This is a genomic window from Delftia sp. WY8, from assembly GCF_018437695.1.
GTDB classification, from domain to species: domain Bacteria; phylum Pseudomonadota; class Gammaproteobacteria; order Burkholderiales; family Burkholderiaceae_C; genus Comamonas; species Comamonas tsuruhatensis.
Genome location: NZ_CP049795.1, coordinates 1,692,533 through 1,716,256, shown reverse-complemented (window position 1 = coordinate 1,716,256; position 23,724 = coordinate 1,692,533). Strand labels below are relative to the sequence as shown.

Sequence of the window (23,724 nt, the reverse complement as noted above, 5' to 3'; positions counted from 1 at the left end):
CTCAGCGGCCTGCGGCCGCTGTTGCCAGCGCCGCCAGGGTTTCCTGCAGCGCAGGCTGTTCGGTGGTGCGCAGATTGGCCTGGATCTGCTGCAGCTGGGCCTGCACGATCTGGGTGCGCCGCGCGGCAGGATCAAAGTACTTGTTCACGGCCATCCCGGAAGCGGCCAGGTCGGCCCGCGCCGCATCCCACTGGCGCGACAGCAGGGCCAGGCGCGAGTTCAGCAGCTTGAGCTTGAGGTTCTCGCGCAGGAAATAGGCCTGTTCCGGCGCCAGCAGGATGGCGTCCGGGTGGTCTATGCGGCTGACGCGCAGCAGGTCCTGGGCTTCTTCGCGCACGGCCGTCCAGCCGCGCTCGCCCCAGGATTGCCACCAGCGCCATTCGGTGGGGCTGCCCTCGATGGGGGCGGGCTCGGGCTGGCGGGCCGCCTGGCCGGCCACGCCGCGATGGCGGCTGGCGCGTGGCTGAGCCACGGCGTTGAGCAGGGGCATCTCGTCGACCAGGCGCACCAGGTCCTCGATGCGCGTGAGCAGGCCGGCGGTGTCGGTCACGCTCATGCGGGCCAGCCGTTCCAGGTCGCGGTCCAGCGCGCGCATGACCGGGGCCAGCCGGGGCTGGGCGGCGCGTTCAATGCGCTGGCGGGCGTTCTTGAGCGTGGCCACCAGCGGCTGCAGGCTGCCGGACAGCTCGGCCTGCTGCTGTGCCAGGCGGATGGAGGATTCGATGTCCACCACCAGGTTTTCGTCGCGCGAGCGCGACATGCTTTGCAGGAGTTCGTCGAGCTGCGTGCGCTGCAGAGACAGCTCGGCAATGCGCGCCTCCATGACCGAGGTGCGCGCCGCGCTATCGCGGGCCAGGTCCTGGGCATCGCGCGCCAGGGTGCGGGCCTCGACCGACTGGGAGCCGGACTGCGCGGACTGGCGCGCCAGCTGTTCCTGGATATTGCCCAGGCGCTGCCACAGCATGCCGCAGGCAATGAGCGCCGCGACGGCCACGGCGCCCACGCCGTAGACCAGGGCCGAGGAGCCGCCGCGCAGTTCTGCAGCGGGGCTGCTTTGGGCGGAGCCGGCTGCGAAGGCTGCTGCGGAGGATGCGGGCGTTAGGTCCTGCGGGGTGGGGCGGTCTTGCGCTGCGTCGGAACTCATGGCGACGATTCTATCGACGCAACCACGTCCTCCAGAGCGGGCCGGCATTGCTTGACATCTCCGAATCCCATGTGTCTTGCCTGGGCAGCGATTCGCTCGTGCGTAGCGAGCGCTCGCGCTTTTTGCCACGATTGGCCCGGCAGGAGCTGTTGCAGGTTGGCAACGGATTCGGCGCTGCTGAGCAGCCACAGCGTGCCATCTTCGGCCGCCAGGCGTGCCAGTGCCGTCTGGGCTGCATCCCAGGCAGGCAGTTCGCGCTGGTACACGGCCAGCATTTCGACCTGGGCACCTGCCTCGCGCAGGCGGGCGGCCAGCCAGTCGCGGCCGGCGCCTGCCGTGGCCGGCACGGTCCTGGGCGCTCCTGCCTGGCTGTCGCCACGCACGATGAGCACGCGGTCGCCCGCATGGATCTGGTCATGCACGCGCTGCCATAGCGTTTCGGATTCGAACTGGGCGGCGTCCGGTGGCGGGCCGTCGATCTGTGCTGGCGCAATGCCCAGGGCCAGCAGCGCCTGGGCGGTGCCGGGGCCGGGCGTCCAGGCGCGGGTGGAGGCCGGAAGCCGTGCGGGGTCGGTGCCGAAGAAATGCTGGACGGCGTTGCCGCTGACGAACATCACGGCGCGGTAGCCCGGGCCTTCGCGCAGCGCGTTGCGGGCGGCCTGCAAGGCCTGTTGCGTGGCCGCATCGCGGCAGGGGCCTATGGCCATCAGCGCCAGCGGCTGGGCCGGAAGGCCCCGGGCCTGCAGCGCATCCACCCACGCGGCCGCGTCATGGGCCGGGCGGGTGACGAGTATGCGCGGTGGCATGTGGGCGTGCCGTCTAGAGCTTGGGGACCGGCTGGGCGCCCGCCGCCTGCAGCAGCGCAGCCACGTGCTGGCCCAGTGCGTCGGCACTGGCGAAGTCGGTGACGGTGGCATCGGCGTGCACCTGCACCAGCGGCAGCCGGCCTTCCGGGTCTCCCCAGGCTGCGTCCAGGCGCAGTTGCTGGCCGTCGAAGGTGCCGTGCGCCGCCAGCGGCATGGAGCAGCTGCCGCCCATGCAGCGGCTGACGGCGCGCTCGGCGGTCACGGTCAGCCAGGTGGTCTGGTGGGCCAGCGGGGCCAGGGCGTCGATCAGGTCCTGGCGGTCGGCGCGCACCTCGATGCCCAGCGCGCCCTGGCCTGCGGCAGGCAGCATGCCGGCGGGCTCGAACCTGGCGCGGATGCGGTCGGCCAGGCCCAGGCGCATCAGGCCTGCGGCGGCCAGCACGATGGCGTCGTAGTGGCCTTCGTCCAGCTTGCGCAGGCGGGTGTTCACGTTGCCGCGCAGCGGCTCTATCCTCAGGTCGGGGCGCAGGGCCTGCAGCAGTGCCTGGCGGCGCAGGCTCGATGTGCCGACGACGGCGCCCTGCGGCAGCTCGGCCAGCGCGGCGTAGCGATTGGAGACAAAAGCGTCGCGCGGGTCTTCGCGTTCCATCACGCAGGCCAGCACAAAGCCTTCGGGCAGCTCCATGGGCACGTCCTTGAGCGAGTGCACGGCGATGTGGGCGCGCCCTTCTTCCAGCGCCACTTCCAGTTCCTTGACGAACAGGCCCTTGCCGCCCACCTTGGACAGCGTGCGGTCCAGGATCTGGTCGCCCTTGGTGGTCATGCCCAGCAATTCCACTTCATGCCCCCGGGCGCGCAGCAGTGCCTGGACATGCTCGGCCTGCCACAGTGCCAGCTGGCTCTCGCGCGTGGCGATCACGATGGAGTGGGGGATCAGTGGTTTGGTATTCATCAGGAGCCTCGGGGGGAGCGCGGGATGCTAGCATGCTGCGCCGCAGTAAACCCGGCACCAGGACCGAAGCCCAAGCAAACCGATACGCTGACCGATTCCAGGAGATTCGTTGATGGCCACCGCCCCCCGCAAGAGCAATGCGCGAGATGACAGGCGTGATGACAAGCCTGTCCGCAAGACGGACAAGGACCTGCCGCTGATCGAGGACATACGCCTGCTGGGGCGCATTCTGGGCGATGTGATCCGCGAGCAGGAAGGCGTGGCGGCCTTCGAGCTGATCGAGCAGGTGCGCCAGCTGTCGGTGACCTTCCGCCGCGATGCCGACGAGACCGCCGACCGCGCGCTCAAGCGCCTGCTCAAGGGCTTGACCACGGACCAGACGGTGAGCGTGATCCGCGCCTTCACCTATTTCAGCCATCTGGCCAACCTGGCCGAGGACCGCCACCACATCCGCCGCCGCGCCGTGCACGAGCGCGCGGGTAACACGCAGGAAGGCAGCATCGAAGTGGCGCTGGCGCGGCTGCGCTGGGCCGGCATCTCGGCCGGCACCGTGGCGCAGACGCTGGCCAGGAGCTATGTGGCGCCCGTGCTCACGGCCCATCCCACGGAAGTGCAGCGCCAGAGCATCCTGGTGGCCGAGCGCGACATCTCCCAACTGCTGGCCGCGCGCGAGGACATCGTGGCCCGCGCCCAGCTGTACAACAGCGCCAAGGACGCGCTCACCCCGCGCGAACTCGAACGCAACGAGGCCCAGCTGCGCGCCCGCGTCAGCCAGCTGTGGCAGACACGCCTGCTGCGCTACTCCAAGCTCACCGTGGCCGACGAGATCGAAAACGCGCTGTCCTACTACGAAGCCACCTTCTTGCGCGAGATTCCCAAGCTGTATGCGCAACTGGAGCAGGAGCTGGGCAACACCCTGCCCGTGCACAGCTTCCTGCGCATGGGCCACTGGATCGGCGGCGACCGCGACGGCAACCCCAATGTCACGGCCCAGAGCCTGGAGCTGGCGCTGTCGCGCCAGGCCGACGTGGCGCTGCGCCACTATCTGCGCGAGGTGCACTACCTGGGCGGCGAGCTGTCGCTGTCCCAGCGCCTGGCCGATGTCACGCCCGAGATGCAGGCGCTGGCAGAGCGCTCGCCCGACACCAACGAGCACCGCTCCGACGAACCCTACCGCCGCGCGCTCACCGGCATCTACGCGCGCCTGGCCGCCACGCTCAAGGTGCTGACCGGCGGCGAGGCCGCGCGCCATGCCGTGGCGCCGCAGAACGCCTATGCCTCGCCCGAAGAGTTCCTGGCCGACCTGCGCGTCATCGACGACTCGCTCAGCCGCAACCATGGCGAGGTGCTGGCGCCCCAGCGCCTGCGTCCGCTGATGCGCGCCGTGCAGGTTTTCGGCTTCCACCTGGCCACCGTGGATCTGCGCCAAAGTTCGGACAAGCATGAGGAGGTGGTGGCCGAGCTGCTGGCCACCGCGCGCCTGGAGCCCGACTATTCGGGCCTCCAGGAAGACGCCAAGTGCGCCCTGCTGGTGCGCCTGCTGGAAGAGGCGCGGCCGCTGCGCGTGGTGGGCGCCGACTATTCCGAGCATGCGCGCGGTGAACTGGCCATCTTCGAGGCCGCGCGCCGCCTGCGCGCGACCCTGGGCGCCGAGGCGATACGCCACTGCATCATCAGCCACACCGAGTCGGTCAGCGACCTGCTGGAAGTGCTGCTGCTGCAAAAGGAGGCGGGGCTGCTGCGCGGCACGCTGGACGACGGCGCCGTCTGCGACGTGATCGTCGTGCCGCTGTTCGAGACCATCGGCGACCTGCGCAGCGCCGCGCCCATCATGCGGCGCTACTTCCAGCTGCCCGGCGTGGCGGCCATGGTGCAGCGCAGCGGCGGCGAGCAGGACATCATGCTGGGCTACAGCGACAGCAACAAGGATGGCGGCATCTTCACCAGCAACTGGGAGCTGTACCGCGCCGAGATCTCGCTGGTCGAGCTGTTCGATGATCTGGCCGACAGCCATGGCATCAGCCTGCGCATGTTCCATGGCCGCGGCGGCACGGTGGGCCGTGGCGGCGGCCCCAGCTACCAGGCCATCCTGGCGCAGCCCCCGGGCACCGTGCGCGGCCAGATCCGGCTGACCGAGCAGGGCGAGGTCATCGCCTCCAAGTACGCCAACCCCGAGATCGGCCGGCGCAACCTGGAGACCCTGGTGGCCGCCACGCTGGAGGCCACGCTGCTGCAGCCAACCAAGCCGGCCACGCGCGCCTTCCTGGACGCGGCGGCGTTTCTGTCCGATGCCAGCATGGGTGCCTACCGCGCCCTGGTGTACGAGACTCCCGGCTTCACCAGCTACTTCTTCAGCAGCACGCCCATCCGCGAGATTGCCGAGCTGAACATCGGATCGCGCCCGGCTTCGCGCAAGCCCTCGCAGAAGATCGAGGACCTGCGCGCGATTCCCTGGGGCTTCAGCTGGGGCCAGTGCCGGCTCACGCTGCCGGGCTGGTACGGCTTCGGCGCGGCGGTGCAGGCCTTCATCGGGCAGCCGGGCAAGGATGGCAAGGCCCAGCTGGCCCTGCTGCAGAAGATGTACCGCCAGTGGCCGTTCTTCCGCACCCTGCTGTCCAACATGGACATGGTGCTGGCCAAGAGCGACCTGAACCTGGCCTCGCGCTATGCCGACCTGGTGCCGGACGCACGCCTGCGCCGCCGCATCTTCAGCGCCATCGAGGCCGAGTGGCACAGCACCGTCGATGCGCTGGCGCGCATCACGGGCGACAAGCAGCGCCTGGCCCACAACGAGGCGCTGGCGCGCTCCATCCGCCACCGCTTTCCCTACATCGATCCGCTGCACCATCTGCAGGTGGAACTGGTGCGCCGCTGGCGCGGCGGCCAGACCGATGAGCGCATCAAGACCGGCATCCACCTGTCGATCAATGGCATTGCGGCCGGCGTGCGCAATACGGGCTGATCGAGGGCGCGAGCGGGCCGGGAGGCCCCTCGCGCCGCCATGCGCAGGGCGCCGGCCGGCCGCCGTGTAGGATGTGCTTCGGACAGGGGCGCATGACTCCTGCCGGGAAGTGAAGGGTGGGAGCTTATGGGCAACAAGACGCCATGGCCGGGGTTCCCGGACATGCAACTGTTCCTGACGCAGCGCCTGGCCAGGCTGGCCGGTGCCAACTCCATGCGGGCCATACGCGAAGGCCTGCTCTGGCTGGTCCCATGCCTGCTGGTCTCGGCCCTGTTTCTCATACTGTCGGCGCTGGCGCAGATGTCCGGCCAGCCCGAGCCCGTGGTGCAGCTTCTTGCGGGCCTGCATGCGCAGATCGGCAGCATCCTGCCGCTGCTGGTGGCCGCCTCCATCGGCTACATGCTCTCCATACGCCACAGGCTGCCGCGCCTGCCGGTGACCTTTCTGTGCTTTGCCCATGTGCAGATGGCCATCTTCCTGCTGCGCGAGCATCCGCGCGCGGCCGCCACGCTGGTGCTGTTCATCGCCATAGCCTCGCCCCTGATCACCGTGCCGCTGATGGCCAGGCTCAGCGCCATGCGCTGGACGCGCATTGCGCGCACGGGCTTTGTGGGCGAGAACGTACGCGAGGTGATGAACCTGGTCGTGCCCGGCTCCATCGTCGCGCTGCTGCTGGTGGTGCTGCTGCTGGGCCTGCAGCAGGTGCTGCCCGATATCACCCAGGCCGAACTGCCGCTGGCCATCGCCACCCCCGAGAGCCCCTATCGCAGCGGGCTGACGCTGACGCTGCTCAATTCCGTGCTCTGGTTCTTTGGCGTGCAGGGCTACTACGCCATGCAACCCTTCTTCCAGGTGCTGGACCAGGCCGTGCTGGCCAACGCCGCCGCCGTGGCCAAGGGGCTGGTGGCGCCCTGGGCGCTCAACGGCGGCCTGATGGGGTCCTTCGTCTTCATCGGCGGCTCGGGGGCCACGCTGTCACTGGCGCTGGCCGTGCTGCTGTTTTGCAAGGGGCGCGGCCTGCGCATGCTGGCGCTGGCCGCGCTGCCCATCTCCCTGCTCAACGTCAACGAGATCCTGCTGTTCGGCCTGCCGGTCATCCTGAACCTGCGCCTGCTCGTGCCTTTTCTGGCGGTGCCCGCCATCAACCTGGTCGTGGCCGTCACGGTGGTGCAGGCCGGCTGGGTGGCTCCGGCCTCGATGGTGCTGCCCCTGACCGCGCCCGTGGTCTTCAATGCCTACGTGAGCACGGGCGGCGACATGGGCGCCGTGGTGCTGCAACTGGCGCTGACGGTGTTGGGGGCGCTGGTCTATGCGCCTTATGTGCGCTCCATCGACCGGCTGGGCCAGGACGATGGCGCCATCGTGCTGCGCGCGCTGGACACCACGTTCTCCCGGCTGCCCGAGGAGGCAGGCCTGGTCACGCGCGATCCGCTGGTGCTGGCGCACGAGACCCAGGCCCGGCGCGAGACCATGCTGTCCCATATCCGCCGCATCAGCGAGTACGAATTCCACCTGGAATTCCAGCCTCAGGTCTCGCACCGCAGCGGCTTGTGCCTGGGCTGCGAGGCCCTGTTGCGCGCCCACGATTCGCAGGGCAGGCTGCAGCAGCCCGGCGGCTTTCTGCGCTGGCTGGGTGATGCCGGCCTGATGCGCGAGGTCGATCTGTGGGTGGCGGGCGCTGCCGTGCGCCAATGCCGGCTGTGGCGCCAGCACGGTTTTTCCCTGCCGATCAGCATCAATGTCACGGGCGCCACGCTGACATCGCCCGAGTACTGCTCGCGCCTGCTGATGCTGCTGGCGCAGGCCAGGGGCCAGGTGGGCGTGGAGATCACGGAGGAAGCGCTGGTGGGTGATGTGGAGGCGATCCGCAAGGCCATAGGCCAGATCCACGCGCTGGGCGCCAAGGTGGCCATAGACGACTTCGGCACCGGCTTCTCGTCCATGAGCTACCTGCACCAGTTCGACGTGGATGCCATCAAGATCGACCGCAGCTTCGTCGTGGCCAGCGGTCATGCCAAGGGCGCGCTGGTGCTGGACGGCCTGCTGCGCTTTTGCGAGGCGCTGCAGTTGAACGTGGTGGCCGAAGGCGTGGAGACCCAGGCGCAGCTGCAGGCCCTGGGCTTCGAGGGCGAGCTGCTGGTGCAGGGCTGGTACTTCAGCCGGGCCCTGCCGGGAGAGCAGTTGCCGCAGTTCGCCAGCGACTGCGCCGCCAGGGCAGGCGGCGAGACGGTCTGAATCCGTGCTGGTGCATCGCTGCGGCGATGCAGGGGCTCAATGCAGCATCAGCGAGCCGGCGCTCTTGCTCTTGCCGGCGCGTGCGGGCGGATTGCACAGGCCGCACTGGTAGTGGCGCTCGTTCTCGTAGGGCTCGGTCACGAACTGGCCCTTGCACACGGAGCACTGGGTGCGGGTCAGCATCTGCGCATCGACAAACTTCACCAGGCGCCATGCGCGTGTGAAGGACAGCAGCGCCTCCAGCTCGGCGGCCTGGATCTGCTCGGTATAGAGACGGTAGGCCTTGGTCAGTTGTTCAACGGCATCCAGCTCGGCGCCCTTGGACAGGTATTCGTAGATATTCAGGAACAGCGAACTGTGGATGTTCTCCTGCCAGGTCAGGAACCAGTCGGTCGAGAACGGCAGCTGGCCCTTGGATGGCGACTTGCCGGCGATCTCCTTGTACAGGCGGATCAGGCGCTCGTAGGACAGCGTGGTCTCGGATTCGAGCACCTGCATGCGTGCACCCATCTCGATGAGCATGGCGGCACGCTCGATCTGCTTGGACTCGTTCAGGACACTTTTGACGGCGGTGGACATGGCGGGCTCCAGAGTTCTTCGGGCGGATCAGAGGACTTCGGAAACGCGGCTGGCCATCAGGATGTTGGCGTGCAGCGTATTGGTCGCACCGTTGCCGATCTTGTTGCTGCTGTGGTTGGTCAGCAAGCTCCAGACCATTTCGTCGTCCACGCGGAAGCTGGCGAGCAGGGTATTGCGCGAGGCCAGCTTCAGCACCTGGGCTGCCGACAGCGCGGCCAGCAGGTCGCAGGATTCTTCGTTCAGTCCCAGGCGGAACACCGCTTCCGCCTTGTCCTGGCGGATCAGGGTCTGGGCCAGCATCAGGTAAGTGAGGTTGGCTTCGCGGATTTCGGCAAGCAGCTGTTCATTGTTCATAGGACCATCCTTTGCATCTCGGCAGCCGCAACACCGGGGTAGAAACAAGATGTTCAACCTGTTGCGATCTGTTGGGATGGATTGTGGAGGAGGGTCCCTGGCCGTTGAAGTCGGGGCAGGTCTGCGCCGGATGTCTGGTTGTGAGACGGCGTTTGTAAGATTTACCTTACACCTGTAGCAAGGTTTGGATGACTCGATTTCGCCCGGCCTCTGCCGTCCGGGGGCCTGGGAGCAGGCCGCTACAGTGGTGTTGTTGCATGTCGGCCTTTTGACACAGTGCTGTCATTGTGCAGCCTCCCAGGGGCGGGCATAAGCCGAATTAGCCGCGCTCCACCGGCCTCTTCGGGTCACTGCACCACTCGCTCCAGCTGCCCGCGAAAAGCCGTGCCGGCGGCAGTCCTGCAATGCGCATGGCCAGCAGGTTGGGCAGGGCGCTCACGCCGCTGCCGCACTGGTGGACCACGCTGGCCGGATCGCGGCCGGCCAGCAGCCGGTCGAACTCGGCGCGCAGCAGGGCGGCGGGCTTGAAGCGGCCGTCGGCCGCAATGTTTTCGGTGAAGGGCCTGTTCAGTGCGCCCGGGATATGGCCGGCCACGGGGTCCAGCGGCTCGACTTCGCCGCGATAGCGTGCCGGCGCGCGCGCATCGACCACGGTCTGGCCTGCGCTGCCCAGTGCATCTAGCACCTGCTGTGCCGTCACCAGCTGCTGCAGCGGCTCGTGCAGCTCGAAGTTGGACTGAAAGCGCGCGCTTTCCTCGCCCGATGCCACAGGCTGGCCTGCGGCCTGCCAGGCCTGGAGACCTCCGTCGAGCACGGCCACATCGCCATGTCCGGCCCACTGCAGCATCCACCACAGGCGCCCGCAGTAGTTGGCGCCGTTGCGGTCATAGACCACGGCCTGCATGTCGTTGGAAAAACCGATCTCCGACAGCCACATGGCAAACAGCTCGCGGCTGGGCAGCGGGTGGCGGCCGCCCGAGGCGGCCTGCTCGCTGGCCGCCACGCTGCCATGTGCGCCGGGCACGCCGTGTTTTGCGCTGAGGTCATGGTCCAGGTCGGCGAAGACGGCGCCGGGAATATGCGCCTGCAGGTACTGCGCCTTGCCGGCTGCGGGTTGGGCCAGGTCGAAGCTGCAGTCAAAGACCATCAGCGGACGGCCGCCGGACTGCAGCGCGGCCAGTTCCTGGACGGAGATCAGGGTCTGGTAGGAGGAGGTGTTGGATGTCATGGATGCGGAACTCCGAAAGCCAGCGCAGGCGGCGGTGCGCCTGCGGCAAAAGGTCCGATCCATTATGCGACGGCCCCAGGCGGGCCGTCGCCGTCAGCCGCGTGAACGCAGGGCCGTGGCCAGTGCGCCGCTGGCCACGATCAGCACGATGCCGGCCCAGCCGATCAGCGGCACGCTTTCGCCGAACAGCGCCAGGCTCAGCAGGGCGGCAAAGACGATGCCCGAGTACTGCAGATTGGCCACCACCAGGGTATTGCGGCTGTTGCCGGCCGAAGCGTAGGCCGCCGTCATGCAGACCTGGGCCACGGCAGCCAGCACGCCCACGGGCAGCAGCCACAGCGCGCGCCAGCCCGGCCAGGCGGACACGCCCGTGAAGCACATGGCCAGGGCGCCGGCCACGGCCGAGCCCAGTGCGAAGTAGAAGACCACGCGCGCCTCGGGCTCGCCCATGCGCGACAGCGTGGCCACCTGCATATAGGCCATGGCGGCGAACACCCCGCCGATCAGGCCGCCCGCGCTGGCCACGAATTCCTGCGGCGCCGCGCTGGGGCGCAGCACCAGGATCACGCCCACGAAGCCCAGGGCCACGGTGGCGACCAGGCTCCAGGGAAACGGCGGCAGTGCGCGCAGCGCATGCGATTCGGGCTGGCGGCGCAGCTGGTGGCGCAGCAGCAGGCCCTGGCCGATCAGAAACACCGCCATCCAGATGCTGCTCATGGAGTTGAAGGTGGCGGCCGTGGCCAGCGGCAGGTGGCCGATGGAGTAGAACCAGGCGCCCATGGAAGTCACGCCCACGAAGCTGCGCCAGGCATGCTCGCGCGGGTAGCGCGTGGCCAGCGAAATGCCCTGGTGGCGCGCCAGCCACCACAGCGCCACCATGCTGACCAGCCCGCGGTAGAAGACGATCTCCGCCGCGTTGAAATCCTGGGAGGCGAACTTCACACACACACTCATGACCGCAAAGACGAATGCGGCCGCCACCATCCACAGGGCTTGCATATTAATGACCGGATAGAGCCGCACAAGGACCGCGGCGCTGGACGAGAAAAGGGTTGGGTTTTGTTTTTGGCGCATGCCGCCTGGCTGTCTACGGCCCGGGGCCGCGGCAGGGGCACGCGCAAGGCACTGTATTGCATAAGCCAAGACATTGGGTCTGCCTCGGGATGCATTGCAGTCGCCAGCCCTGCCCATTGGGCACACCAGGGCGCTTGCATTCAGAAGAGCTGTGCGGCGGGCCTGCCGCTCGATGAAGGCGGCCCGATGCAGGAGGCCCAATGCCGGAGGCCCAATGCAGACGGCCCGCACGAATGCGGGCCGTCGGAAGAGCCGGAGCCGATCAGCGTGCGGGGACTGCGTCGCCCATCACGCCGCGATACCACTCATGGAAGTGCTGCATGCCGTCTTCCATGGGGCTCTGGTAGGGGCCGACCTCGTTGTCGCCGCGCTCGTACAAGGCCCTGCGGCCGGCGTCCATGCGCTCGCCGATCTCGTCGTCCTCGATGCAGGTCTCCATGTAGGCGGCCTTTTGCGCCTGCACGAATTCGGGCTCGAAGGCCGCGATCTCTTCGGGGTAGTAGAACTCGACCACGTTCAGCGTCCGGTCCACCGCCAGCGGGTGCAGGGTCGAGACCGTGAGCACGTGCGGATACCACTCCACCATGATGTGCGGGTAGTAGGTCAGCCAGATCGCTCCGCGTTCGGGCAGCTCGCCGTTGCGGTAGGCCAGCAGCACGTCGTGCCACTTCCTGTAGGTGTCCGAGCCGGGCCGGGCAAAGCCGGGCGCCACGCCCACGGTCTGCACCGAGTACTCCCTGGAAAACTCCCACTGCAGGTCATCGCAGGTCACGAAGTTGCCCAGGCCCGGATGGAACGGGCCCACGTGGTAGTCCTCGAGGTAGACCTCGATGAAGGTCTTCCAGTTGTAGTTGCACTCGTGCATCTCGACATGGTCGAGCACGAAGCCCTCGAAGCTCAGCTGCTCGCGCAGCTTCATGCCGGCGAGGTCGGCCTCGATGTCGCGGCCGTTGTCCTCGAACAGCAGGCCGTTCCACTCGCGCAGCCGGTAGTTGTTCAGGTTCAGGCAGGGATCGTGGCTGAAGTGCGGTGCGCCCAGCAGCTCGCCGCTGGTGCTGTAGGTCCAGCGGTGCAGCGGGCAGACGATGTTGCCCCCCGCATGGCCCTTGCCTTCGGTCATCAGGTTGCCCCTGCCCTTGAGCATCACGGCCTGGCGGTGGCGGCAGACGTTGGAGATCAGCTCCACCTGCCCCCTGGCGTTGCGCACCAGCGCACGGCCTTCCTTTTCCTGGGGCAGGGCGTAGTAGTCGCCTATCTCGGGAACGGCCAGTTGATGGCCCACGTAGCGCGGGCCGCGTTGAAAGATGGTCTCCAACTCACGCTGGAACAGCGCAGGGTCGAAGTAGCTGGAAACTGGTAGTTGGCTTGCGGCCTGCTGCAGTTGAAGACTTAAATCAGACATGGATGACCTGACCTAAAGACTCCCCACAGGGAGGGTGCGCGTGCGCACGGGATTGGAAAAAGCAAAACCGGCCGTTCCTGGACATGGAGACAGGCTTCACGACTTGAAAACAAGCGGCGCCCGAGGCGTCCTGTCTTGTCGGTGAGCCCGACCGCATGCCTAGGCAAGGGGCCGGTTTGGCGGGGAATGGGATTATAGCCCGTGGGGTTATTTCCGGATGCCCGGTACGTGTATTGCAAGCGGCCGATTGCGCCTGTCAAGGGCTGTCCGGTTATTGGCGGCGCGGTCGCGGAGGGACGCCTAGAATCGTCGGTTCCCCACAACGCACTGCCAACGCCACATGCCCAAGGCTGCCCCCAAGGCTCCCGCCGAGCCCACCAGTTACGAATCCGCGCTGCAGGAGCTGGAGCAGCTCATCGCGCAGATCGAGTCGGGCCAGCTGCCTCTGGAGCAGATGCTGGCCGGCTACCAGCGCGCGGCGCAGCTGCTCGGCTACTGCCGTGGCCAGCTCGACGCGGTGCAGGAGCAGGTCAAGGTGCTAGACGAGGGGACCCTGGCCCCTTGGAGCCAGGATTGAAGATTGCCATGAGTGCCCTGATGACTTCCGCTTCCGATGTTTCCCAGGCGCCGGGCCTTGGCGCGCTGGATTTTCCCTGCTGGATGAACGACCGCCTGGCGCGCACCGAAAGCGCGCTGTCCCAATGGGTGGGCGTGGATGCGCCGGCCGGCCTGGGCGAAGCCATGCGATACGCCGTGCTCGATGGCGGCAAGCGCCTGCGCCCGCTGCTGGTCTGGGCTGCGGCCGAGGCCGTGGCCGGCCTGCCGTCGGCCGCCGTGCGTGCCGGCTGCGCCGTGGAACTGATCCATGCCTATTCGCTGGTGCACGACGACATGCCCTGCATGGACAACGACGTGCTGCGCCGTGGCAAGCCCACGGTCCATGTGCAGTTCGGCGAGGCCTCGGCCCTGCTGGCCGGCGATGCGCTGCAGGCGCTGGCCTTCGAGCTGCTCGTGCCCGCGCCCGACGAGGCTGACGGCATGCCCGATGCGCTGCAGGCACGGCTGTGCCGGCTGCTGGGCCGTGCCGCAGGCGCGCAGGGCATGGCCGGTGGCCAGGCCATCGACCTCGCCAGCGTGGGCCTGCAGCTGAGCGAATCGCAATTGCGCGAAATGCACCGCCTCAAGACCGGCGCCCTGCTGCATGCCAGCGTGCTCATGGGCGCAGCCTGCAAGGAGGGCGTGGATGCCCAGGCCTGGCAGGCGCTGTCCGACTACGGGCAGGCGCTGGGCGTGGCCTTCCAGGTGGTGGATGACATCCTCGACGTGGTGGCCGACTCGGCCACCCTGGGCAAGACGGCCGGCAAGGACGCGGCCAACGACAAGCCGACCTATGTCTCGCTGCTGGGCCTGGACCAGGCCCGCGCCCATGCCGACGAGCTGTGCGCCCTGGCGCACGCGGCGCTGGCGCGCAGCGGCCTGCCGGACACGCGGGCCCTGGCGGCACTGGCCGACATGGTCGTGAGCCGCACTCACTGACAATGAAGCACCCCCTGAGTCGCTTCGCGCCTTCCCCCTCTCTACCCGCTTCGCGGGGGAGGGGGACGACACCCTCGCTGCGGGGCGGCCCTTGCTCGGTGTCCCTTGGTGGGGGCGCGCCACTTGCAAGGGTGGCGTTCGATGCCACAGGCAACTGATACGAAAATATGGGCGATGGTCTTGCGGCCATCAAGATATCTAGCATGACCACGAACACCTACTCCCTGCTGCAGACCATCGACGATCCCGCGGATCTGAGGCGTCTGTCGCGTGCCGAACTCAAGACCCTGGCCCAGCAGCTGCGTGCCTATGTGCTCGACAGCGTCTCCAAGACCGGCGGGCATCTGAGTTCCAACCTGGGCACGGTGGAGCTGACGGTGGCGCTGCATGCGGTGTTCGACACGCCCTACGACCGCGTGGTCTGGGACGTGGGCCACCAGACCTATCCGCACAAGATCCTCACGGGCCGGCGCGAGCGCATGGCGTCGCTGCGCCAGTTCGGCGGCCTGTCGGGCTTTCCGCAGCGCGCCGAGAGCGAGTACGACACCTTCGGCACGGCCCACTCCTCCACCAGCATCTCGGCCGCCCTGGGCATGGCCCTGGCCGCCAAGCAAAAGGGCGAGGACCGCCGCGCCATCGCCGTCATCGGCGACGGCGCCATGACGGCCGGCATGGCCTTCGAGGCGCTGAACAACGCCGGCGTGACCGATGCCAACCTGCTGGTCATCCTCAACGACAACGACATGAGCATCAGCCCGCCCGTGGGCGCGCTCAACCGCTACCTGGCCCAGCTCATGAGCGGGCAGTTCTACGCCAAGGCGCGCGACATGGGCAAGAGCGTGCTCAAGCAGGTGCCGCCGCTTCTGGAGCTGGCCAAGCGGCTGGAGCAGCAGGCCAAGGGCATGGTCGTGCCGGCCACGCTGTTCGAGAACTTCGGCTTCAACTACATCGGCCCCATCGACGGGCATGACCTGGACTCGCTGATCCCCACGCTGGAGAACATCAAGAGCCTCAAGGGCCCGCAGTTCCTGCACGTGGTCACGAAGAAGGGCCAGGGCTACAAGCTGGCCGAGGCCGACCCCGTGGCCTACCACGGCCCCGGCAAGTTCGACCCCAGCGTGGGCCTGGTCAAGCCGGCCACGCCCCCGAAGCAGACCTTCACCCAGGTCTTCGGCCAGTGGCTGTGCGACATGGCGGACAAGGACCAGCGCCTGGTGGGCATCACCCCCGCCATGCGCGAGGGCTCGGGCATGGTGGAATTCCACAAGCGCTTTCCGGGCCGCTACTACGACGTGGGCATTGCCGAGCAGCATGCCGTCACCTTCGCGGCCGGCATGGCCTGCGAGGGGCTCAAGCCCGTGGTCGCCATCTACTCGACCTTCCTGCAGCGCGCCTACGACCAGCTGATCCATGACGTGGCGCTGCAAAAACTGCCCGTGGTCTTTGCGCTGGACCGTGCGGGCCTGGTCGGCGCCGACGGCGCCACGCATGCCGGTGCCTACGACATCGCCTTCGTGCGCTGCGTCCCCCACATGAGCATGGCCTGCCCGGCCGACGAGCGCGAATGCCGCCAACTGCTCACCACGGCCTACGAGCAGGACCATCCGGTGGCCGTGCGCTACCCGCGTGGGGCGGGCGTGGGCGTGGCCCCGCTGGAGAGCCTGCAGGGCCTGCCCTTCGGCAAGGGCGAGGTGCGCCGCGAGTCTGCCAAGAAGCAGGTCGCCATCCTGGCCTTCGGCACCCTGCTGTATCCCGCGCTGGCCGCAGCCGAGGCGCTGGACGCCACCGTGGTCAACATGCGCTGGGCCAAGCCGCTGGACGAGGAACTGCTGCGCCAGGTGGCCTCCACGCACGAGCTCATCGTCACCGTGGAAGAGGGCTGCATCATGGGTGGCGCAGGCAGCGCTGTGGCCGAGTCGCTGCAGGCTGCCGGCATCACGCGACAGCTGCTGCAGCTGGGCCTGCCCGACGAGTTCATCGAGCACGGCGATCCCGCCAGGCTGCTGGCCCTGCAGGGGCTGGACGCGGCCGGCATCGAGGCGTCGGTGCGCGCCCACCTGGCGCCCGAGCGCGCCGTGGCCTGAAGATGGGGCGGGCCTGTGCCCCGCGATGGGGCGCATCGCGCATGCCGAGCAGGACTACGCGGGGGAAAACCCCGTCCGCGCTTGCTTTGCGGCGTTTTTAGAATCGATACCACCTGATACAGTGTGAATGCACGTGCGAACGTGCGTTTTTTTTGCCGCCGGGCCCCCAAGGCAGAAGCGGCCCCTCGGAGGGGCAGCGGACCTTGCGCAGCAAGGGGTGGTGGTGGCTTTTTCTGACTGACAACACATCGCGGAGAGACATTCATGGACCGTCGTTCGATCATCAAACATGCGGGAATCGCCGGCGTGCTGGCTGTGGGAGCCGCACCCGCAGTCCACGCCCAGGAGGCGGTCCGCTGGCGTCTGGCCGCGAGCTTTCCCAAGTCGCTGGACACCATCTTCGGCTCGGCCGAAATGTTCTCCAAGACGCTCAAGGCGATGTCGGGCGGCAAGTTCGAAGTCTCGGTGCATGCGGCCGGTGAGCTGATGCCCGCCTTCGGCGTGGTCGACGGCATCCAGAACGGCACCATCGAGATGGCGCTGACGGCGCCCTACTACTTCACCGGCAAGGACTACATCTTCGCCTTCGGCTGCGCCGTGCCCTTCGGCCTGACCGCCCGCCAGATGGATGCCTGGATGGAGCACGGCGGCGGCCGCAAGCTCATGGACGAGTTCTATGCCCAGTACAACATCAAGAGCCAGAGCGCAGGCAACACGGGCACCCAGATGGGCGGCTGGTTCCGCAAGGAGATCAAGTCGGTGGCCGATCTCAAGGGCCTGAAGATGCGCCTGGGCGGTGGCCTGTTCGGCGACGCCATGCTCAAGCTTGGCGTCGTCGCCCAGAACATGCCCGTGGGCGAGGTCTACCAGGCGCTTGAAAAGGGCACGCTGGATGCCGTGGAATTCGTGGGTCCGTACGACGACCAGAAGCTGGGCTTCAACAAGGTCGCTCCCTACTACTACTACCCCGGCTGGTGGGAAGGCGGCGCCGAGCTGGAGTTCTTCATCAACACCAAGGCGTATGCGGCCCTGTCGCCCGAGTACAAGGCCATGGTCGATGCGGCCTGCAACGTGGCGGCACGCGACATGACGGCCAAGTACGACGCCAACAACCCCGTGGCGCTCAAGAAGCTGGTGGCCGACAAGACCCAGCTCAAGGCCTTCCCCAAGGACTTCATGGATGCCGGCTACAAGGCCGTCATGGAGATCATGGCCGAGCATGACGCCAAGTCGCCCATGTTCAAGAAGATCAACCAGAGCCTGCGCACCTTCCAGCGCGACCAGCTGCTGTGGGAGCGCTTCTCGGAGTTCCGCTACAACAGCTACATGACCACGGCCAAGCTGTAAGCAGGTCTGCAGCCAGCAGCACGCACAAGGACGGTCCATGCCTTCCACGCCTGCAGGCCAAGCCCGCGTCCCCTCTGCGAAATGCAGCGGGGACGGCGGGCTTTTTTGTTCCGATGATGTATGTGGGCCGAGCTGCCAAGAGCAGTCCGGCCTTTTTTGAATGCTCTCAAGCAGAGCGAATCAGGAGGAGACAGAGATGGACAGAAGAAAAGCACTCAAGCACGCCGGTCTGGCCGGCGTATTGACTGCCGCAGCGGCGCCAGCCGTTCATGCGCAGGCGGCGGTGCGCTGGCGCCTGGCGTCCAGCTTTCCGCGTTCGCTGGACACCATCTACGGCTCTGCCGAGGTGTTTTCCAAGGCGATCAAGGAAATGTCGGGCGGCAAGTTCGAGGTGTCGGTGCATGCGGCCGGCGAGCTGATGCCCGCCTTCGGCGTGGTCGATGGCGTGCAAAACGGCACGGTGGAGATCGCGCACACGGCGCCCTACTACTTCTTCGGCAAGAACGAGGCCTTTGCCATCGGCGGCGCCATTCCGTTCGGCATGAACTCGCGCCAGCTCACGGCCTGGAACGTGGACGGCAACGGCGGCAAGCTGATGCGCGAGTTCTATGCCGAATACGGCATCGTCAACTTCCTGGGCGGCAACACCGGCGCCCAGATGGGAGGCTGGTTCCGCAAGGAGGTCAAGACGACCGAGGACATCAAGGGCCTGAAGTTCCGCATCGGCGGCTTCGCGGGCCGGATCATCGAGCGCATGGGCGGCGTGCCCCAGAACATCCCGGGTGGCGAAATCTACCAGGCGCTGGAAAAGGGCACCATCGATGCGGCCGAATGGATCGGCCCCTATGACGACCTCAAGCTGGGCTTCAACAAGGTCGCGCCGTTCTACTACTACCCCGGCTGGTGGGAAGGCAGCCTGAACCTCGAGTTCTACGTGAACCAGAAGGCGCTGGCCGCGCTGACGCCCGAGCAGCGCGCCATGGTGCAGGCCGCCTCGCACGAGGCCCATGTGGTCACCCAGGCCCGCTATGACGCGCGCAATCCCGGCGCGCTCAAGCAACTGGTGGCCAGCAAGGCCAAGGTGCTGGCCTTCCCGCAGACCGTGCTCGATGCTTCCTACAAGACCACCATGGCGGTCTATGCGGAGCTGGCCGAGAAAAACCCTGCATGGAAGAAGATCTACAGCGACTACCGCAACTTCCAGCGCGACGAGGTGCTGTGGTTCCGCTTCGCCGAGGCGCGCTACGACGCCTTCATGTCGGCGCAGAAGCTGTGAAGTCGCGGCGCCCTCGGGCGTCATGCGCGAAAGCCGGGCACTGCCCGGCTTTTTTCATGCGCGCAGGGGACCGGCGCACGCCGGGGTCCGAACGAAAAAAGGCCCCGCGGTTGCGGGGCCTTTGCTGTCCTTGAGGGAGCCTGCGATCAGCTGCCGGACTTGCTCTCGCCCGGCGTGGCCGGCTGCTCGCGCTGCAGCTGGTCCTGCAGCGCCTTGAGCGCATCGTCCTCACCGCCCGCCGGGGCCGAGGGCTCGCCAGGGGTGCCCTCGGGTGCGGGGGGCTGGTTCGCGCCGTCGCCGTTGAACATGGGGTCGTTGAAGTCGATGGCCTCGGGCATGGATGCCTCCATCTCCTGGCGCACCTTGTCCAGGTCGTACTCCACCTTCTTGTCCAGCCCGCTGGAGACGATGCCGGGGAAGATGATGATCAGGGCCACCATGACCAGCTGGATCAGCAGGAAGGGGATGGCGCCCGCATAGATCTGCATGGTGGTCACGGGCTCGGTCATCTTCTTGGTGACCTTGTCCACGTAGGCCTTGGCCGGGGCCACGCTGCGCAGGAAGAACAGCGCGAAGCCGAAGGGCGGGTGCATGAACGAGGTCTGCATGTTCACGGCCAGCAGCACGCCGAACCAGACCAGGTCGATGCCCAGCTTGTCGGCCACGGGGGCCAGCAGCGGCACGACGATGAAGGACAGCTCGAAGAAGTCCAGGAAGAAGGCCAGCACGAAGATCATGATGTTGACCACGATCAGGAAGCCGATCTCGCCGCCGGGCAGGGACACCAGCAGCTCCTCCACCCACTTGGGGCCGTCCACGCCCTGGAAGGTCAGGCCGAACATGGTCGCGCCGATCAGGATGAACATCACGAAGCACGACAGCTTGGTGGTGGACATCAGCGCCTGCTTGAGCAGGTCCATGCTCAGGCGGCCGCGCACGAAGGCCATGACGGCCGCGCCCAGCGCGCCCATGGCGCCGCCTTCGGTGGGGGTTGCCACGCCCAGGAAGATGGTGCCCAGCACCAGGAAGATCAGCAGCAGCGGCGGGATCAGCACGAAGGTCACGCGCTCGGCCATGCGGCTGAGCAGGTGCAGGCCCGTGAGCTTGTTGAACATGGCGGCGATGAAGGCCAGCGCCACGCCGAAGCACATGGACACCACGATGGTCTCGTCCAGAGCGACCTTCTCCACCACATCGCCGGACCACCAGGTGTGCAGCTGGGGCATGTACTGGGCGACCACCATCGAGGCCGCCACGCACAGCACGGTCAGCACCAGGGTGGAGGGCAGGCCGGAGTTGCCATTGGGCTCGCGCAGCGTGCGCGCCTCGGGCGGCAGGGCGGGCACCATGGCGGGCTTGAAGATGGCCAGCACGACGATGAACAGCGCATAGAAGCCCGTCAGCATCAGGCCAGGCAGGAAGGCGCCCTTGTACATGTCTCCCACGCTGCGGCCCAGCTGGTCGGCCAGCACGATCAGCACCAGGGACGGCGGAATGATCTGCGCCAGCGTGCCCGAGGCCGCGATCACGCCCGAGGCGACCCGGCGGTCATAGCCGTAGCGCATCATGATGGGCAGGGAGATCAGGCCCATGGAGATCACCGATGCCGCGACCACGCCCGTGGTCGCCGCCAGCAGCGCGCCCACGAAGATCACCGCAAAGGCCACGCCGCCGCGCACGGGGCCGAAGAGCTGGCCCACGGTCTCCAGCAGGTCCTCGGCCATGCCGCTTCGCTCCAGTATCAGCCCCATGAGGGTGAAGAACGGTATGGCCAGCATCGTCTCGTTCTGCATGATGCCGAAGATGCGCAGCGGAAGGGCCTGCAGCAGGGCTTCGGGCAGCACGCCCAGTTCGATGCCGACAAAGGCGAAGAACAGTCCGCAGGCGCCCAGGCTGAATGCCACGGGAAAACCCACGAGCAGGAAAAGTATCAGCCCCGCGAACATGATCGGGGCCAGGTTGTGGATCACGAATTCCATGATGTCTGTTTCCCCGATCAGGCGCCTTGCCCGCTTTTGTCCTTGGCTCCTGCCAGCCCGCGCAGGGCTTCGGCCAGGTCTTGCTCTGCGGTCTTCTCGCCCTTCTTGGCCGTGGGATCGTCGATCAGGCCCTTCAGGAAGGCGATGCGCTTGATCAGCTCCGACATGCCCTGCAGCAGCAGCAGCCCGAAGCCCAGGGGAATCATCAGGTAGACGGGCCAGCGCACCAGGCCGCCTGCATTGCCCGACATCTCGCCGGTCTGCATGGCCTGGATCACGAACGGCGTGCCGAACCACAGGATGGCCAGCGCCATGGGGGTCAGGAAAAAGACGAAGCCGAAGATGTCGATCCAGATCTGCGTGCGCTTGGACAGGCGGCTGGCGATCACATCCACCTTCACGTGCTCGCCCTGCAGCAGCGTATATCCGGCGGCCAGCAGGAAGGAGGCGGCGAACAGGTACCACTGCACTTCGAGGTAGGCGTTCGAGCTGGTGTGCAACACCTTGCGCACGATGGCATTGATGCCGCTGATGACCGTCGAGGCCAGGATCAGCCAGATAAGGCATCGCCCGACCAGGCTGTTGAGCCAGTCGACCCCTCTTGAGAATTTGAGCAAAGCCTGCATGGTGTCTCCAAAAAGTAGGCTGTATTGGGTCCGTCGCCGTACGCCGGCCTGTAGGCCGGCGCGCAGCGCTCTTGTCGGCGCATGGACCAAAGCCGTCGATTCTACGGAGACCCGAACGCCGCAGGCGGCCTGCTCCCCCTAAAAGAAATCCGTGTGAACCCGAGGAAACGTCCCGTTCAGGTTGTCGCGCGGGGCCTGCGGGCGCCCAGTTTTCGGTACATCGTGGCCCGGCTGATGCCCAGCGCGCGGGCGGCCCGGGTCACATTGCCCTGGGCATCCTGCAGGGCCTGCTCGATCAGCACGCCCTCGCTGGCGCGCAGCGGGCTGGCCTGGGCGGCGGCAGCGAGTGCCGCCGTGCCCAGCGCAGGCAGCAGCTGGCGCAGCTGGGGCCCGGGCTGCACCAGTGCCTGCAGCCGCAGGCCCGACCACAGCGGCAGGCGCAGCGGTTCGTTGGGGCGCTGGCGCGCATGCTCCACCAGCGCCGTCCAGGGCATGGCCAGCAGTTCGCTGCAGTGCAGCGGCTGGCCCGGCTGCGCCAGCGGCTGGGGCACCAGCTGGCGCGCCAGGGTATTGCTGCCCGCCACATGCCCTTCGGCGTCCACGGCCAGCAGGCCTTCGCCCTCCTGGCCCAGAGGCCCGCCGGGCCAGTTCAGGTGCAGCAGCAGCGCGTGGGGCAGGGCGCGCAGCAGCCGGTCCTCGATGGCGCGGGCGCAGCGCAGCGCCAGGTGCATCAGCTCGGGCCGCTCGGGCACGTCCACGCCCGTGATGTCCAGCATGCCCAGGCAGCGGCCGTCCGGGGCGTACAGCGGTGCGCCAGCGCAGCTGTAGTGGCGGTTGGCCTCGAAGAAATGCTCGGCCCGGTGCAGCCAGACGGGGCCGTGCTCGGCCAGGGCCGCACCGATGGCGGTGGTGCCCACGCCCTGCTCGGACAGGTCCACGCCCACACGGGCGATGGCCTGCACGCGGATGTCGCTGCGGTCCAGCGGCCCCTGCACGTCCAGCACGGTGCCGTGCGCATCGGTCAGCAGGCTGAAGTAGCGCATGGCGCCCACGGCGCCCACCAGCTGGGTCATCACGGGGTGCGCCGCCTGCAGCAGCGCCTCGTGGCCGTCACGTGCCTGGCGCAGCGCATGCGGCCCCAGCGCTTCGTAGACCACGCGCTCGCCCGGGCGGCGGCCTGCCGCCAGGCAGCGCTGCCAGGAGCGCCACAGCCAGGGCGCGATGCCGGCAGGGGTGGCGGGCAGAGTGGCAGGCGGCATGCCGGCCAGCGCCTGCTCGCCGAAGGCCAGGCTGCGGGCCCGGGCGATCTGCGCGTGGCGCGGATCGGCGGGGCAGGGCTGCGCGGCGTCGGGGCTCAGGGCGAACATGGGGCGGGGACTCCTGTGGCTGGCTGGCAAGGGATTGCGAACGGGCTGGCAGGCGGGCACGGTCGAAGCCGGGGGCGCAGGCGCAAGCGGTGCGGGCTGCGGCTGCGGTGACGACTGTGTCATTTTGAGAATATCCGCGCCGCCCGGCCCGGGCTTGCGGGTCAACCCTAGAACGGGCGCCTGCGGGCAGGGCGACCATGGCAGGCGAGGTTTCCGGCGTTCCCCCACGTTCCAGATCACCGCCGAACACAGGCAGGAGACAGCACGATGAATGTCCAGCTCACCGTCAACGGGCGCGCGCAGCGCATCGACGTTCCACCCAACACCTTGCTCGTGCATGCGCTGCGAGAGCACCTGCGCCTGACCGGCACGCATGTGGGCTGCGACACCAGCCAGTGCGGGGCCTGCACCGTCATCGTCGACGGCCACGCCGTCAAGTCCTGCGCCATGCTGGCCGTGCAGGCCGAGGGCTGCGAGGTGCGCACCATCGAAGGGCTGGCGGATATCGACGGCGGCCTGCATCCCATGCAGGCGGCCTTCAAGGAGTGCCACGGCCTGCAATGCGGCTTTTGCACGCCGGGCATGGTCATGAGCGCCGTGGACCTGTGCCAGCGCCAGCCGTGCGCGGGCGATCGCGAGATCCGCGAGGCGCTGGAGGGCAACCTGTGCCGCTGCACAGGCTACCAGAACATCGTGGCCGCCGTGAAAAAGGGCAGCCAGGCCATGGCAGGGCCTGCGGCCTGAGCGCCGCAGGTCACCACAAGGAGACAGCC

The 23,724-nt window shown here is 67.7% G+C and carries 19 protein-coding genes; 8 read left to right on the top strand and 11 right to left on the bottom strand.

Annotated features, from left to right (window positions below):
• Position 1: 1 nt before the first annotated feature.
• Genes G4D77_RS07845 through hemC form a run of 3 tightly spaced genes read right to left on the bottom strand, consistent with a single transcriptional unit; the run spans position 2 to position 2,902 of the window.
• The gene (locus G4D77_RS07845; RefSeq protein ID WP_034348890.1) at positions 2-1,144 is read right to left on the bottom strand and encodes a uroporphyrinogen-III C-methyltransferase; all 1,143 of its coding nucleotides are present in this window, start codon (positions 1,142-1,144) and stop codon (positions 2-4) included.
• On the bottom strand, positions 1,141-1,950 hold the full coding sequence (locus tag G4D77_RS07840) for a uroporphyrinogen-III synthase (RefSeq protein WP_034365390.1): 810 nt from the start codon (positions 1,948-1,950) through the stop codon (positions 1,141-1,143). Before G4D77_RS07840 ends, G4D77_RS07845 begins: the two co-directional genes overlap by 4 nt.
• Positions 1,951-1,963: 13 nt before the next feature.
• Complete coding sequence (gene hemC / locus G4D77_RS07835; protein WP_074921588.1) at positions 1,964-2,902, bottom strand: hydroxymethylbilane synthase; 939 nt, start codon at positions 2,900-2,902, stop codon at positions 1,964-1,966.
• A gap of 112 nt (positions 2,903-3,014) precedes the next feature.
• Between hemC and ppc the strand changes: the two genes are divergently transcribed.
• On the top strand, positions 3,015-5,864 hold the full coding sequence (ppc, locus tag G4D77_RS07830; protein WP_154835071.1) for a phosphoenolpyruvate carboxylase: 2,850 nt from the start codon (positions 3,015-3,017) through the stop codon (positions 5,862-5,864).
• 126 nt (positions 5,865-5,990) lie between these two features.
• Positions 5,991-8,099, top strand: coding sequence for an EAL domain-containing protein (locus G4D77_RS07825; protein WP_016448937.1), 2,109 nt, complete (start codon positions 5,991-5,993; stop codon positions 8,097-8,099).
• Between the two features lie 36 nt (positions 8,100-8,135).
• Here the strand turns inward: G4D77_RS07825 and flhC are convergent, their stop codons facing one another.
• From flhC to G4D77_RS07800, 5 genes are all read right to left on the bottom strand, one after another.
• Positions 8,136-8,678: a flagellar transcriptional regulator FlhC gene (gene flhC, locus G4D77_RS07820; protein ID WP_016448936.1), complete on the bottom strand. Its 543-nt coding sequence runs from the start codon at positions 8,676-8,678 to the stop codon at positions 8,136-8,138.
• Positions 8,679-8,705: 27 nt separating this feature from the next.
• Positions 8,706-9,032, bottom strand: a complete 327-nt coding sequence (gene flhD / locus G4D77_RS07815; protein ID WP_012204159.1) for a flagellar transcriptional regulator FlhD — start codon at positions 9,030-9,032, stop codon at positions 8,706-8,708.
• A 319-nt stretch (positions 9,033-9,351) separates the two neighbouring features.
• Complete coding sequence (locus tag G4D77_RS07810; protein WP_047325849.1) at positions 9,352-10,260, bottom strand: sulfurtransferase; 909 nt, start codon at positions 10,258-10,260, stop codon at positions 9,352-9,354.
• 93 nt (positions 10,261-10,353) lie between these two features.
• Entirely contained in the window at positions 10,354-11,259 is a 906-nt protein-coding gene (locus tag G4D77_RS07805; RefSeq protein WP_016452492.1) for a DMT family transporter, read from the bottom strand.
• Between the two features lie 337 nt (positions 11,260-11,596).
• Positions 11,597-12,736 carry an aromatic ring-hydroxylating oxygenase subunit alpha gene (locus G4D77_RS07800; RefSeq protein WP_016448933.1) on the bottom strand — a complete coding sequence of 380 codons (1,140 nt, stop codon included), beginning with the start codon at positions 12,734-12,736 and terminating at the stop codon, positions 11,597-11,599.
• A gap of 340 nt (positions 12,737-13,076) precedes the next feature.
• Between G4D77_RS07800 and xseB the strand changes: the two genes are divergently transcribed.
• The 5 genes from xseB (at position 13,077) to G4D77_RS07775 (ending at position 18,979) form a co-directional block, all read left to right on the top strand.
• Complete coding sequence (gene xseB, locus G4D77_RS07795) at positions 13,077-13,313, top strand: exodeoxyribonuclease VII small subunit (protein WP_016448932.1); 237 nt, start codon at positions 13,077-13,079, stop codon at positions 13,311-13,313.
• An 8-nt stretch (positions 13,314-13,321) separates the two neighbouring features.
• Positions 13,322-14,272 (top strand): polyprenyl synthetase family protein, encoded by a 951-nt coding sequence (locus tag G4D77_RS07790; protein WP_154835069.1) that lies wholly within the window; start codon positions 13,322-13,324, stop codon positions 14,270-14,272.
• 203 nt (positions 14,273-14,475) lie between these two features.
• The gene (gene dxs / locus G4D77_RS07785) at positions 14,476-16,356 is read left to right on the top strand and encodes a 1-deoxy-D-xylulose-5-phosphate synthase (protein ID WP_154835067.1); all 1,881 of its coding nucleotides are present in this window, start codon (positions 14,476-14,478) and stop codon (positions 16,354-16,356) included.
• A gap of 264 nt (positions 16,357-16,620) precedes the next feature.
• Positions 16,621-17,703: a TRAP transporter substrate-binding protein gene (locus G4D77_RS07780; protein WP_016452489.1), complete on the top strand. Its 1,083-nt coding sequence runs from the start codon at positions 16,621-16,623 to the stop codon at positions 17,701-17,703.
• 196 nt (positions 17,704-17,899) lie between these two features.
• Positions 17,900-18,979: a TRAP transporter substrate-binding protein gene (locus tag G4D77_RS07775; RefSeq protein WP_016448928.1), complete on the top strand. Its 1,080-nt coding sequence runs from the start codon at positions 17,900-17,902 to the stop codon at positions 18,977-18,979.
• A gap of 146 nt (positions 18,980-19,125) precedes the next feature.
• On the opposite strand, the gene G4D77_RS07770 is transcribed toward G4D77_RS07775, so the two are convergent.
• The 3 genes from G4D77_RS07770 to G4D77_RS07760 form a co-directional block, all read right to left on the bottom strand.
• A complete protein-coding gene (locus G4D77_RS07770; protein ID WP_016448927.1) occupies positions 19,126-20,958 on the bottom strand; it encodes a TRAP transporter large permease in 1,833 nt (610 codons plus the stop codon).
• Positions 20,959-20,975: 17 nt separating this feature from the next.
• A complete protein-coding gene (locus G4D77_RS07765) occupies positions 20,976-21,584 on the bottom strand; it encodes a TRAP transporter small permease subunit (protein WP_016452488.1) in 609 nt (202 codons plus the stop codon).
• 176 nt (positions 21,585-21,760) lie between these two features.
• Entirely contained in the window at positions 21,761-22,951 is a 1,191-nt protein-coding gene (locus tag G4D77_RS07760) for a helix-turn-helix domain-containing protein (protein WP_047217784.1), read from the bottom strand.
• A 267-nt stretch (positions 22,952-23,218) separates the two neighbouring features.
• Between G4D77_RS07760 and G4D77_RS07755 the strand changes: the two genes are divergently transcribed.
• Entirely contained in the window at positions 23,219-23,695 is a 477-nt protein-coding gene (locus tag G4D77_RS07755) for a (2Fe-2S)-binding protein (RefSeq protein WP_013803615.1), read from the top strand.
• The last annotated feature ends 29 nt before the right edge of the window (positions 23,696-23,724 follow it).